Here is a 14,696-nt window from a genome sequence, read left to right on the forward strand (position 1 = left end):
GGCGAATTTAAAAACCGCCAAAGCCAATGTGGAAAAGGCCCAGGTAGCCGTTAAAGACGCTGCCCAAAACTTACAGCGTCGTCTGGAGCTTTTCAAAGCAGCTTTAATTTCAGCCAGTGATCGGGATACGGCCCAAACTGCCTACGATTCAGCGGTTGCTCAGTTGAAGGCAGCGGAGGCCCAGCGAGATGCCGTGGAAGCACAACTTAAATCTGCTAAAGCCCAATATAACTCCGCCCTGGCCCGACGAGAAATGGCTTTGGCCGGGATTAAGCAGGCTGAAGCTGCCCTTGAACAGGCTAAGGTCAACCTGGAACATACCACCATTCGTTCTCCCATAGATGGAATCGTCATTTCCAGAAGTGTCGATGTGGGTCAGACCGTGGCCGCCAGCCTGCAGGCTCCCACTTTATTTACCATTGCCCAAGATCTGACCAGGATGCAGGTAAATGCCAGTATAGATGAAACCGATATTGGGAAAGTTCGAGTAGGCCAGGAAGTTATTTTTACCGTCAGTGCTTATCCTGGGGAGAGTTTCAGTGGGAAAGTGACCCAGATTCGAAATCAGCCCATTACCACCCAGAATGTGGTAACCTATGATACGATTATTGAGGTAGACAATCCAGAATTAAAGTTGAAGCCTGGGATGACGGCTACGGTGAGTATTATTACGGCCAAGCGGGAGGGTGTAAAGAGAGTTTTAAATGCCGCTCTTAACTTTAAGCCAGCCTCTATAGAGGCCAGACAACCCGTAGCCCTTCCGAAGGGTACCCGTAGGGTCTGGATATTGAGTAATGGATCGGATCCCCGTCCGGTTAGTGTGGAAGTCGGTCTCACCGATGGAACCTATACCGAAATTAAGGGGGATTCTCTTCAAGAGGGCCAGGAAGTCATCACAGGCATTAAAGAAGCTAAGACAGATTCTCAACAAAGTAGCCGCCCCCCTGGTTTTGGGCGATTTTTCTAAAGCAGACATTCATCTATGAACTAATAGCTAATAAACTCCCAGGGAATCACCCAGGTCAAGGGTCACCAATTGATGACCAATAACCAGTGGAGTTTTTTGAGGTTATATCCAGCTAAAAAGCCCCTCGCTTAGATCCTCTCGAAGCGTTACATTATGAGTAAAGATAAACCGCAGAAGATAGGAGGGATGTAAGAGAGATTTAAAAATTTGGTGAGATAAGGGGATAGGCCTAGAGATAGATCCTATGTTGGGTTTTAGCATAACAATTACCGGCTATTAAGCTCCAAACAGCAAAATAGGATCTCCTTAAATAAGAGCAAGTCTATGATAGACCGTTAATGGTAAACAGAGTACTGTTTACTATTTTTATCTATCTAAAGAGGTAAATTATGTATAAATCTATTTTAGTACCACTCGATGGTTCCCTATTTGCGGAATATGCACTTCCGATAGCCAGAAGTGTCGCCTACCGGACAGGGGCGGCAATTCAATTGGTCCATGTGCACGTACCTGTAACAGCCCGGTATGCTAAAGGCCCTGTGGCTTACGATGAAACACTGGAGGCCAGATATAAAGAACGAGAACGAGCTTATCTTGATAAAGTAAGCAAACGGCTGGAGCCTGGTACGAACGTTCAAATCCTCTCGGTCTTGCTAGACGAATCCGGGTCGATTGCTGACACCCTAAACAATCATATAAAAACTACAGAGGTGGGTCTGGTGGTTATGGCTACCCATGGGCACGGAGCATTAAGCCGTTTCTGGCTTGGAAGTGTTGCAGATAAACTCATACGATGGGTGGAAAAGCCTATCCTGCTGGTACGACCACCAGAAGAGGTAAAAACTGAGCCAGATCTTTCTCAAGAACGAATCTTCCGACATATACTTATTCCACTGGATGGTTCGGTATGGTCCGAACAAATACTGGAGCATGCGGTAAGGTTAGGTAAACTCATGCAAGCCGATTATACCTTAGTACGTATTATTGAACCTGTAATACCTGCCACCTACCCACGTACAGATTATACGATCTGGTTAGAACAACAGTTACTAAGCCAACAGCAAGCTGAAGCCCAAAAAGCTAAAGCACAAACCTACCTTGACAGTGTGGCTGAACGATTGCGATTACGTTCATTTCAAGTTCAAACAAAGGTTATTTTCCATCGGCATCCGGCCACGGCCATCCTAGAGGAGGCTAATAAGGGTGGAATCGATCTGATTGCTATGGAAACCCATGGTTATGGGGGTTTAAGGCGTTTGTTTATAGGTAGTGTAGCCGATAAGGTCCTACGTGGGACTTCTATACCGGTGCTGTTACACCGTCCGTATGAATAGTCCTTATAAAAGGAAGATGATCCATATTCATTCAGATACCGCTCATAAACAAATTATTTTAGCTGTTAGGGTCCAAACAAAGGCTTACCAAGCTTTCTAGAGATTTTATTCGCCCCTTCCTATAGGGATGCTACGCAGTGTAAGCTCAGACAGGAGGATATTTTCGATGTTACCAACAACCTGACCATTCAGCAAAGGGAAGAACCTTTCACCGGATTTGAGTAAGTTTAGAGGGGGATTTTGACTACCATTCAAAGCTTGGATAAGCTGCTATCTGAAATAGCCGATCAACAGTCATATGGAAATCTTTCGCTTAACTGTACCTGAAGCTTTCAAGCAGCTCAAAAGTCAACCTGGAGGTCTGAGTTTTCAAGAAGCCAGACAGCGGTTAAAGGACTTCGGATTTAATGCCTTACATGAAGAAAAAGGCCTCTCCCCTCTCTGGCTCTTGGGAAAACAGTTTACCCATTTTTTTGCCCTCTTACTGGGAGTCGGTGCAGGTCTTGCCTTTATGGGGGAGGTAATTCGGCCAGGAGAGGGGATGGGGACCCTGGGTTGGGCAATTTTAGGGGTTATTGTTATCAATGCCGTATTTGCCTTTTGGGAAGAATATCGTGCTGAAAAGGCTATTCAAGCTTTGAAAAAGCTCTTACCCAACCAGGTACGGGTACGACGCGGGGGTGAGGTTATCTCAATTGATGCGATCCAGGTGGTACCCGGCGACATCATGCTTTTGGAAGAAGGGGATAAGATTCCAGCCGATGGTAGAGTGCTGATTTCAAACCTGTTAACCGTCAATAATGCTGCCTTAACGGGTGAGTCCTTACCCTTATCTCGAGAGGTAGAGGACCCGGAAGCAACGGATCCACTGAGGGCAAAAAACATGGTCTTCGCGGGGACATATGTAGTATCTGGAAATGGAGAGGCACTCGTTACCGCAACGGGGGTCAATACCGAGTTTGGAAAGATAGCCAAGTTGACCGTATGCATTAAGCAAGACTTGAGCCCTTTTCAGAAGGAGATCTCCAAAGTCTCCCAATGGATTGCAGTCTTGGCAGTCACGATGGGAGTTCTCTTCTTCTGGATTGGCATGGCTATGGGACGGGATATATTTTCTACCGTGCTTTTTGCTCTTGGAATTATTGTGGCTAACATTCCCGAAGGACTTTTGCCCACGGTAACTTTGGCCCTATCGATGGCTAGCTTTCGGCTGGCAAAACAAAATGCTCTTGTTAAAGACCTCAACTCTGTAGAGACCTTGGCCTCCACGACGGTGATCTGTACCGATAAAACCGGTACGTTGACCCAAAACCGTATGACGGTGCAAAAGGTTTTCTGTAATAACCGGGCTCTGAAATTGACCGATGAAGGGGTGGAAGAATTGAGAGATCACAGCTCAGAGCAAACCCGCGAAGCCTTAACCCGGCTCCTTGAGGCTGCAGTCTTAAATGTGAGAGTTACCCTCAAAGGGGAAGAGGTACTGGGGGATCCTACCGAGACTGCTTTACTCCAGGCCTTTTTACGATGGGGTAATAGGAATCAAGAGAGTTTGACCCCCCGAGAGAAAATCGGGGAGTTACCTTTTAGTGGGGAACGCAAACAGATGTCGACCTTGTATCGGGAAGCCGGAGAGATCATCCTTTACACAAAAGGAGCCCCGGAGGTAATTTTAGAGCATTCCACTCAAATCTGGTCCGATGGCATCATACGCCCCCTGGAGGACACGGACCGAAAGAAGATTCAAGAAGCGATCCAGGCCTTTGCCCAAGAAGCTCTACGGGTTTTGGGTATTGCTTATCGCAGGCTTGCTACTCTCGCAAGCTATCGTAAGGATAACCCTGGAAGTTCATTCCTGACCCATAAAGTTATTCCTGCAAATGACCTGGAACGGGATCTCGTCTTTCTGGGGTTGGTTGGCCTGGCAGACCCTCCAAGGGAAGGAGTTATCGAGGCCGTTAACCAATGTCATCGTGCAGGTATTCGAGTTATCATGGTTACGGGAGATAATCCGGCCACTGGTATGGCAATTGGACGTCAGATTGGTTTAGAAAAACCCGATAAGCCATTAATTCCGATTCACAGTGAAGATATGGCGCAAATGAGTGATGAATCTTTAAAGGAGATATTACGGACCCAGAATCCCCTCTTCGCACGACTGACGTCGAGGGACAAACTACGCATTGTTTCCCTTTTAAAAGAACTGGGGGAAGTAGTGGCAGTAACCGGGGATGGCGTCAATGACGCCCCTGCCTTGAAAAGAGCCGATATTGGCATTGCCATGGGTCTCAGCGGCACGCAAGTGGCTAAGGAAGCAGCAAATATGGTATTAGTGGATGATCATTTCCAAACCATCGTGAAAGCTATTGAGGAGGGGCGTACGGTCTATTTTAATATCAAAAAATTTATGACCTACATCCTTGCTAGCAACGTTCCTGAGATCCTTCCCTATCTCGCTTTTTTCCTTTTTCGAATCCCCTTGGGTTTGACGATTATTCAAATCCTCTCCATTGACCTTGGAACCGATATGCTACCAGCTCTTGCGCTGGGGGCCGAAAGGAAAGAGCCATATGTTATGCTAAGGCCTCCCATCGGACCTCAAGAACGCCTTCTAGATCGACAGGTAGTCTGCAGAGGATTCCTCTTTCTAGGGCTCATCGAAGGAATCGGCGCGCTGGTTGTATTCCTTAGTTACCTCAGCCTTCATGGCTGGCAGTATGGTCAGGAACTGGCCTTCAACGATCCCCTCTATCAACAGGCAACTACTATGACCCTTCTATCTGTCATCACGACCCAGGTAGCTAATGGGTTAACTTTGCGCTCCTGGCAAGCTTCACCCTGGCAACTGGGCTTTTGGAGCAATCATTTACTCCTCTGGGGAATCGGTCTGGAGCTGGTCCTCGGAATTTTATTTATGTACTTTCCCCCCTTACAACGGATATTAGGTACCGCGCCCATCGACCTAAAATACGGATGGCTGCTATTACCATTCCCCTTTCTCCTGTTTGTTCTTCATGAGGGATTAAAAGGGTTGATCAGAAAAAATAAAGATTTTTATTTTAAGCCTGTCTAAAGCAAGGGTATAAGTTAAGTATCCAGCATGATATTCTTCACATAGAAGGCAAGAGAAGAAAAGTCGCCTGTTGTTCACAGTTGGTTTTCGTCTTAATTTCTGACACCGCTTAAGATACCAAAATAATTAAGCTTTAATGGTATTGAAGAATTTTAAGACACAAAGGAAAGCTATCTTTTTTAATAAACCCTTATCGAGGTTGATAATTAATAAATCATTCATTATTAAGCGGCTTTGTCTATATAAATCCTCCCCTTAGTCTTTTGGCAAAAAGTTTGCTTACTTTAAGTGTAAAGTACAAAAGTAAGGTTAGTTGATCAGGCTTTCAGATTAAGCAAACAGAGAAAGTAGGGCTTGTTTTAAGTTGCTCAGGCGTTCAAAAAAACGAGCCGTACTTTAAAGGGAACAAAAAATGATAGCCGCACTTAAAAAACAAGGACCGTTTTCTCTCAAGAAGGAATACACGCTAGAGGAGCTTATTTCTATTTTCAGTGAAGAAGTATCCAAAGCTTATAAAAATTCGGAGTATGCAAGTGTTTTAGCTATGGATGCCTTGATTGACTTTGTTAATATGTACAGTGATAATGTTATCATTGATGGGATTAGCTATCCCATTCTGACCAATGAAGGGGTGTTTTCGAATAGACGAGAGGAGAGTTCCAGAAATGATTAAGCCTTTGAGTCCAAAGGACCTATATCGAAGTTGTGATCCGAATCAGTTCACATTTGAGACTACGGCGGATCTGGAAGATCTGACAGAAATTATTGGACAGGCCCGGGCTGTAGAAGCGATACATTTTGGTACAGATATTCAGCAGGAAGGTTATAATCTCTTTGTCATAGGCTCTCCTGAAACTGCCAAGCAAGCGGTCATACGACAGTTTCTCAAAAGAAAGGCCGTTACCGAACCAACTCCTCCAGACTGGTGTTACGTCAATAACTTTTCCCAGCCCCATAAGCCCCATGCTTTGAGGCTCCCACCAGGTCAAGGAATTATTCTACGACGCGATGTGGAGCAGTTGATAGAGGAACTGCGCACTACCATCCCGGCTGTATTTGAAAGTGAGAACTACCGGACCCGAAGGCAAGTGATTGAAGAGGAATTCAAAGAGCGGCAAGATAAAGCCTTCAAGGAACTTGAGCAACAGGCTAAAGAACGCGGTATCGCACTGCTACAGACTCCTTTGGGATTGGCCTTTGCTCCTATGCGAAGAGATCGGGTCCTTAATCCGGAGGAATTTCAAAGGCTTCCGGAGTCAGAGCGGAAGCGCATAGAATCCGAGGTAGCTGCACTTCAAGAGAAACTTCAAGACATTATTCGCAAAATTCCACAGTGGGAAAGAGAGATCCGGGAGAAGATAAAGGCCCTCAATCATGAGGTGGTGATGTTTGCAGTTGGTCATTTGATAGACGAGTTGAGAAAGAAATACACGACCTTACCAGAAGTAGTAAGCTATCTTAATGCCCTGCAACAGGATATAAGCAATAATGCGGAGGACTTCCTCCGCCGACCCGAAGAGATGCCTGCTTTTATAAATATCCCGGAATCACGGTTCCTGACCAGTACGTCCGCATTTCGTCGTTATCAGGTGAACGTGATAGTAGATCATAGCACGACCCAAGGGGCACCGGTAGTCTATGAAGATTATCCCACTTATCAGAACCTGATTGGTCGTATTGAACACATCTCCCAGTTGGGAACCCTGGTAACCGACTTTAATTTGATTAAGCCTGGAGCGTTACACCGAGCAAACGGAGGATATTTAATGCTCGATGCCCATAAGGTGCTCACACAACCCTTTGCCTGGGAAGGGCTCAAGCGGGTCTTGCGAGCCCGTAAAATCCATATGGCATCTCTGGGGCAGATGCTCGATTTAGTCAGTACCGTATCCCTGGAACCTGAACCCATTCCGCTGAATGTTAAAGTAGTCTTGCTCGGCGATCAATTACTTTACTACCTGCTCTGTCAATTTGATCCTGAGTTCAACGAGTTGTTCAAAGTGGTAGTGGATTTTGAGGAACGGATGGATCGCACCTTGGAGAACAATCTTCTCTATGCCCGGCTGATTGGTACCTTAACCCGTAAAGAGGGTTTACGGCCCCTTGAACGGAGTGCAGTAGCCCGTGTTATTGAGCACAGCGCCCGTATCGTGGGTGATGCAGAGAAGCTCTCTACCCATATACGAAGAATCACCGACTTACTGCGTGAGGCTAATTATTGGGCCGGCGCGGCAGGTCATAAAATTGTAAATGCCTTTGATGTACAACGAGCTATTGATGCTCAGATTCGCCGGGTTGATCGGATACGGGAGCGGATCCAAGAGGAAATTCAGCGGGGAACCATTTTAATAGATACCGATGGGGAGAAGATTGGTCAGATCAATGGTCTTTCAGTTATTGACCTTGGTCAGGTTGCCTTCGGTCGTCCCAGTCGAATTACAGCTCGTGTGCGGTTGGGTAAAGGAGAGGTCATAGACATCGAACGAGAGGTGGAGTTGGGAGGTCCCATTCATTCTAAAGGAGTCCTTATTCTTTCTAGCTTTCTTTCTACACGGTACGCGATAGATAAACCTCTTTCGCTCTTTGCCAGTCTGGTTTTTGAGCAGTCCTACAATGGAGTAGAGGGGGATAGTGCTTCGTCGGCTGAGTTGTATGCTTTACTTTCAGCCCTTGCAGAGGTACCTATCCGACAATCCCTGGCCGTAACAGGTTCGGTGAATCAGCACGGTCAAGTACAGGCCATTGGGGGGGTCAACGAAAAGATCGAGGGTTTTTTTGACATATGCAAGGCCAGAGGTTTAACGGGTAAACAAGGCGTGTTGATTCCGGCTTCCAATGTAAAACACTTGATGTTACGTCAGGATGTTGTTGAGGCCGCAGCGGCCGGGAAGTTTCATATATATCCTGTAGAAACGGTTGATGAGGGAATTGAGATTCTAACCGGAATACCGGCTGGTGAACGGGATGAAACGGGAAATTTCCCCCAAGGAAGTATTAACCAGCGGGTGGAAGCACGGCTTATTGCCTTGGCTGAGAAACGGATGGCCCTTGCTGCATCTGCAAAGGGAGAGAATGCTCATGAATAAACAAGAATCTAAAACCGCTATTCGACGTATTTTGGTGGCTGTGGATGCCTCATCCCATAGTTTAGCAGCACTGGAAGCAGCTGCTGAATTAGCTGCCAGAATGGAGGCAGAATTATTGGGACTCTTCGTCGAAGATATCAATTTACTCCAACTTGCTGAATTACCCTTTGTCCAAGGGGTCAGTTATCCTTCTACGGTGGGTCAACAACTGGATAAATCCAAGATGGAGCGGGCGTTAAAGGTAAAGGCTGAGCAAGCCCGTCGGGCTCTGGCGACAATAGCCGAGCAGCTACATGTTCGATGGTCGTTTCGTACTGTACGTGGTTACATTACCTCAGAGGTATTGGAAGCCGCATTGGAAGCAGACCTGCTTACCTTAGGGAAGTCGAGTCGACAGGTAGCCCGACGTGTAGAATTAGGTTCCACAGCACGGGAGGCTATAGCAAGGGCCCCTCGCCCTGTACTGCTAGTCCAACACGGTATCAGTATTAAGCAACCAGTATTGGTCGTTTACGATGGTTCAGAGTTTGCCAAACAAGCTTTAGCTATAGGCGCAGATATGGCCCAAGCCTATGGGGACGGACTGGTTGTACTTATCCTGGCTGAGACATCCGACGTAGCTCAACGATTAGAAAACGAAGTTACAGCGTGGCTACAAGGGCGGAAACTACAAGTAGACTATCGGTGGTTAGATAAGCTGGATGCGCAAAGCCTGATACAAACTATCCAGACGGAAAGGGGGGGAATCTTGATACTGAGCAGTAAGAGTCCCGATCTATCCCTAGAAACCATCCAAGAGATTCTGGAAAAGATAAATTGTCCGGTGTTGTTAGTTCGACCCTAAAGGCTAATTTTTCCAGGGCAGATTGTCAAAGACGTAGACCAATACCTATGAATCCATTCTCATCTGCCCTTGTTTATGGCTATAACGCTATATCTTTCAGGTTGTTTAATTCTTTATTATTGTTTTTTACTGGCTCGGGTCGAGACTCGACCTGACATGAGTTTGCCATTCAAGTCGATATGCCGAGGTACGGTAATAGCCAACGCATTAAAACAACATAGGCTACAATAAACAGCATTGATCCCAGCCATTCAGTCATGTTCAATATCCTCCTTAACCCCTATAGAGCTTTTCGTTTGTTCTAATAGCAATACGCTTTCTTTCGGATGCCGAGGTAATCAATGACATCTTGGTCGCATCTATCTTAGTATATTTATTATACTCTCCTGTTTTGGTTTATTCAAGCTTAGCTAAAGCAGATTTATTTACAACAAGCTTTTATGAGTACGGGCGTAAGGCATTACGCCCCTACGCGGAATGGGTCATGGGTCTCGGCTCAGTAATCACATGTGTCTGGGCAGGTTCAGATTTTTGTAATCCTTGCTTCTTTCTCTTGCTCAGATAGTAAAATATGGGTACGGTCATACGAGATAACAATAATGAAGCGACTTCTCCGGCCATGAGTGAGATGGCTAAGCCTTGAAAGATAGGATCAAAAAGCATAACGGCGGAGCCGACAATGACTGCTGCTGCCGTCAGCATCATGGGACGGAAGCGAACGGCTCCAGCATCTACAACCGCATCAGCAAGGGACATACCTTGCTGTAGTCGGAGTTCAACAAAATCAACCAGGATAATGGAGTTCCGCACGACGATTCCGGCTCCAGCAATGAACCCAATCATGGAAGTTGCCGTGAAAAAGGCATCCCATAATCCATGGGCAGGTAATATCCCAACCAGGGAGAAAGGGATTGCAGTCATAATGGTAATCGGGGTTTTGAAGGATTGAAACCAGCCGACTACTAAAATGTAGATGAGAATCAGCACTGCCGCAAACGCTAAACCGAGATCTCGAAACACCTCATAGGTGATGTGCCATTCCCCATCCCACTTCATAGCAAACTTGTCTGTAATAAAAGGTTGCTGTGCGACATAACGTTCGAGTCCATATCCTTCAGGTAATCTCAACTGATCGAGAGCTTCGTTGAGTTTGAGAATAGCATAAACTGGACTCTCCTCTTGCCCGGCAACATCACCGGTTACATAAACTACGGGCATCAGATTCTTGTGATAGATACTCTTGTCAGCCACTTGCTGTTCGATCCGTACCAATGCACTCAAGGGAACAAGGTTTCCTTGTTGGCCTAAGACCTTGATATGCTTCAAATCCTCCACACTGGAACGCTCTTCTCGGGGTAATCGGAGCAGTATAGGAACATCCTCCTTCTCTTGTGGTTGATGCAATAAGCCGATCTTTGTTCCTTCCAAAGCAATTCGGAGCGTGGTGGCAATCTGTTCAGTTGATATACCATTTAAAGTGGCTTTCTCTTTGTCGACAACCCAACGATATTTGACCTGATCATCCTCGACATACCAATCCACATCCACAACGCCTTCAGTCTTATCAAAAATATCTCGGATCTGACGGGCGATTTCTATCTGACGTTGATAATCTGGACCGTAAACTTCAGCAACTAATGTTTGAAGGACCGGTGGGCCAGGTGGAACTTCAGAGACTTTTATTCGAGCCTGATATTTAGCAGCTATCCGTTGGAGATCTGGACGTACTCGCTTCGCAATATCATGACTTTGTGCCTTTCGCTCACTTTTGGACGTAAGATTAACCTGAATATCCGCTACGTTAGAACCACGTCGCAAGAAGTAATGACGAACGAGACCGTTGAAATTGTAAGGGGAGGCTGTGCCAATATACATTTGATAATTGACCACTTCAGGTACAGTCCGGATATAATCTCCCAGCTCGTAGGTCACGCTGGCTGTTTCTTCAAGAGTCGTTCCCTCGGGCATATCAATAATCACTTGAAATTCACTTTTGTTATCAAATGGCAACATTTTTACACGAACCCATTTAACTGCTAAAAGTGACAAAGAAGCCAATAGTAACATAACAACGATAGCTAAAAATCCGTAGCGCCAGAGAGGATTGTGAACGAGCCGGGTCATCACACGACGATAAAGTTGCGTAGACCATCCCTCCTCTGCATGAATAGTTCCTCCCTCTCGTTTAAGCAGACGCAAACTAGCCCATGGCGTTACAATGAAAGCAACAAGGAGTGAGAATATCATCGCTGCAGACGCCCCTACTGGAATCGGGCGCATATACGGCCCCATTAACCCTCGAACAAAGGCCATAGGAATAATAGCACTAATTACGGCAAAGGTAGCCAGGATGGTAGGATTTCCTACCTCGTCCACAGCTTCGACAGCAATATCCAACATTGAGCGTCCATGATTTTGCGGTAAATGATAATGACGGACTATATTCTCCACAACAACAATAGCATCGTCTACTAAAATACCGATGGAGAAAATTAAAGCGAAAAGCGTAATACGATTGAGGGTATAGCCATAAAGGTAGAAAACCGTCAGAGTTAAAGCCAGGGTGACAGGAATAGCAATAGCTACAATGCCAGACTCGCGTAATCCAATCGTTAACCAAATCAAAGCTGAAACGGAGATAATAGCAATAAACATGTGGAACAGTAACTCATTGGATTTCTCCTGAGCTGTTTCACCATAGTTGCGCGTAATAGAAACCTGGACTTCGCCCGGGATCAATGTTCCCTTTAAGTGGTTCACTTTTTCAATAACCTGATCAGCTATCTTAATGGCATTAGTTCCCTTACGTTTTGCAATTGAGATAGTAACAGCCGGATAAACCGATTTTAATTCAGATTTTGAACCCTTCGACCTTTCAGAGGTATTCAAGATGCCACTTTCGACTTTGGATTCTGAACTTTGTTGACTGGACGCAGGTCCTATGCCGAACAGCACATAATCGGTAGGTTCCTCAGGACCGTCTTCTATTTTAGCTATATCACGCAAATAAACAGGTCGGTTGTTGGCGACACTCACAACTACCTTGCCGACTTCTTCAGAAGTTGTCAAAAATCCCCCTGCCTCGACCAGAAATTCTCGATTACCAGAAGAAAAACTACCTGATTGCAGTTGTTGGTTCGCCTGCTCCAATATGGGAACAACAACTGCTGGAGCGAGATGATAAGCGGCCATCTTCGCATCATCAAGGGTGACCAGAACTTGCCGCCGTTGACCCCCAATGATTTTCACTTCTGAGACATCGCTAATCTCTTTAATTTGATCATGAACCTGAGCCGCTATGCGTCGTAGCATAAAGTGGTCATAACGATCACTCCAAAGCGTCAGGGCCAGTATAGGGACATCATCAATCGAGCGTGGCTTGATAAGCGGTTGGCTTGCACCGGGAGGGATCAAGTCAAAGTTAGCGAACATCTTTTGATTAAGCCGCACAATACTATTCTCTTCATCCTCACCCACATAAAACCGGACTATCGCCAAAGCATAACCTGGTGCCGAAGTCGAATAAATATACTCAACCCCAGGAATTTCCCAGAGCAGCTTCTCCATGGGTTTAGTTATACGTTCCTCGACTTCCTTAGCCGATGCCCCGGGCATTTGTACAAAGACATCAATCATCGGCACTATGATTTGTGGTTCTTCTTCTCGTGGGAGCAACAGCACGGCACCTATACCAAGCAATATAGAAGCCACAATAATGAGTGGTGTCAATTTGGAGTCAATGAAGGCTTGCGCTACTTTTCCAGCGAGTCCAAGTTTTTCTCTCATCTTAAATTAAGCGATAAGTAACGGGTGATGAGTGACAAAAACTAATGATTCATCACTCATTACTTAATTAGAAGCCAATGGTGCATTTGTGGATCGCACCTGGCTTCCGTCATCCAATGCTTCAATACCTTCAACGACAACCTGATCCCCATCATTGAGTCCTGACAGAACCTCTACGCGGTCGCCGTATTGTTTTCCAGTCTTAATAAGTCGTAGACGAGCTATATGAGATGAATCCACGACATAGACATTAGTAAGTTGACCCCGTTCAATAATAGCCTTTTGCAAAACCATTATCACCTCCTTATGGCCAAGACTAAAATGAGCCCTACCAAAAAGCCCTGAACGTAGAATTTGCGGAGTATCGGTTTCCTTTGTTTCTGTTGGGAGATCTATCTTTACAGTATAACTGCGACTCGCCGGATCTGAAGCAGGTACAATCTCCGTAACACGACCCTCCAGCTCTTTATCTCCAAGGGCATCTATGCGTACACGGACGGGGTCTTTCAGATGAATCTTTCCTATTTGCGATTCTTCTACAGAAGCTTCAAGTCGATACTGCGTATCATCTTCAATGGTAAGAAGCGGTACCCCCGGTACGGCAAGAAAACCCACATCGATTTGCCTGGCAGTCACAATCCCAGAGATGGGAGAAGTAATCCTTGTATAACCTAGATATATTTGAGCATTAGCGACATCAGCCTTTGCTTGATCAATTTTTGCCAATACCTGGTTTTTCTTAGCCATCACAGACTGAAGGACTTTGTTAGCCCTGTCTACTTCAGCATCTGCCATTCTGTACTTAGCCTGTGCCTCATCGAACTGCTGCTGACTGATTATCTGACTTTCACGAAGAGACTTATAACGATCGAAGGTCGAGGCCGCGAGGGCCTTGTGGGCTTCAGCAGCTTCCTTACTGGCTTCTGAGGCCCGAATAGTTCGCTCCACCTCCTCAAGCGCGTCTTGGGCTTCACGCAACCCTGCCTGCGCTTTCTGAAGTTGGGCCCTTGCATCGCGATCATCGATTTCAATCAATAATTGTCCGGCACGTACACGATCTCCTTCATGAACATGTATAGTCTTAACATACCCTATGATCTTTGAGGACAAAACGCTGGTCGTTTTCGATCGAACGGTTCCTATAGCTTCATAATAACCTTCTATGGGAGATAACCTTACTGTTTCAACTTTCACATCTTTAACCGTAGAAGTTTTCTCTGGAGTAGCTTTTTCCTTCTCTCCACAGGAAGTTACTAAGATACCAAGTAAGTTTATTAAGGGGATAACTGTTTTCTTTCGCATAGATATTCTCTCTCAAAAATCCTTCAATAGTAGAAAGTAAGATAAAAGATACAAATAGCGCGGCCATCTTACTATCTCCCTATGCAAGGGCAGGCTTTTAGGGGTATCTTTTTCAGACCCGACCCCTCTAACTCCCCGCCCCCACCCCCTCTCCCTCCCCGTCCACAGCTTATCTTTACCCACATTTTTCGATTTGGGAGGATGGGTTCAAAACGGTTAGTAGGTCAACCGTCCCGGTTGACCCACCTTGCAAAAAGAGGGAGCTTGCCCTCACGAAGGAGATTCAATGCATTTCGCTACTCAACCA

9 protein-coding genes are annotated in these 14,696 nt (G+C 45.9%); 6 read left to right on the forward strand and 3 right to left on the reverse strand.

Annotation, left to right across the window (positions count from 1 at the left end):
* From VNM22_05700 to VNM22_05725, 6 genes are all read left to right on the forward strand, one after another.
* Positions 1–967, forward strand: a 967-nt coding sequence (locus tag VNM22_05700; protein HWP46636.1) for an efflux RND transporter periplasmic adaptor subunit, incomplete at its 5' end; no start/stop codon positions are given.
* A 389-nt stretch (positions 968–1,356) separates the two neighbouring features.
* Entirely contained in the window at positions 1,357–2,301 is a 945-nt protein-coding gene (locus VNM22_05705) for a universal stress protein (protein ID HWP46637.1), read from the forward strand.
* Positions 2,302–2,599: 298 nt separating this feature from the next.
* Positions 2,600–5,371 carry a cation-transporting P-type ATPase gene (locus VNM22_05710; protein ID HWP46638.1) on the forward strand — a complete coding sequence of 924 codons (2,772 nt, stop codon included), beginning with the start codon at positions 2,600–2,602 and terminating at the stop codon, positions 5,369–5,371.
* A 412-nt stretch (positions 5,372–5,783) separates the two neighbouring features.
* Positions 5,784–6,044, forward strand: coding sequence for a hypothetical protein (locus VNM22_05715; protein ID HWP46639.1), 261 nt, complete (start codon positions 5,784–5,786; stop codon positions 6,042–6,044).
* Complete coding sequence (locus VNM22_05720; GenBank protein ID HWP46640.1) at positions 6,037–8,457, forward strand: ATP-binding protein; 2,421 nt, start codon at positions 6,037–6,039, stop codon at positions 8,455–8,457. The genes VNM22_05715 and VNM22_05720 overlap by 8 nt, the downstream gene beginning before the upstream one ends.
* Entirely contained in the window at positions 8,450–9,301 is an 852-nt protein-coding gene (locus VNM22_05725; GenBank protein HWP46641.1) for a universal stress protein, read from the forward strand. The genes VNM22_05720 and VNM22_05725 overlap by 8 nt, the downstream gene beginning before the upstream one ends.
* Before the next feature lie 116 nt (positions 9,302–9,417).
* Here VNM22_05725 and VNM22_05730 read toward each other — a convergent pair whose 3' ends face one another.
* The 3 genes from VNM22_05730 to VNM22_05740 form a co-directional block, all read right to left on the reverse strand.
* On the reverse strand, positions 9,418–9,552 hold the full coding sequence (locus VNM22_05730; GenBank protein ID HWP46642.1) for a hypothetical protein: 135 nt from the start codon (positions 9,550–9,552) through the stop codon (positions 9,418–9,420).
* Between the two features lie 217 nt (positions 9,553–9,769).
* A complete protein-coding gene (locus VNM22_05735) occupies positions 9,770–13,087 on the reverse strand; it encodes an efflux RND transporter permease subunit (GenBank protein HWP46643.1) in 3,318 nt (1,105 codons plus the stop codon).
* A 63-nt stretch (positions 13,088–13,150) separates the two neighbouring features.
* The gene (locus tag VNM22_05740; GenBank protein HWP46644.1) at positions 13,151–14,389 is read right to left on the reverse strand and encodes an efflux RND transporter periplasmic adaptor subunit; all 1,239 of its coding nucleotides are present in this window, start codon (positions 14,387–14,389) and stop codon (positions 13,151–13,153) included.
* Positions 14,390–14,696: the final 307 nt, after the last annotated feature.

Source organism: Candidatus Limnocylindrales bacterium (assembly GCA_035559535.1).
In the GTDB taxonomy this organism is placed as follows: Bacteria; Moduliflexota; Moduliflexia; order Moduliflexales; family JAUQPW01; genus JAUQPW01.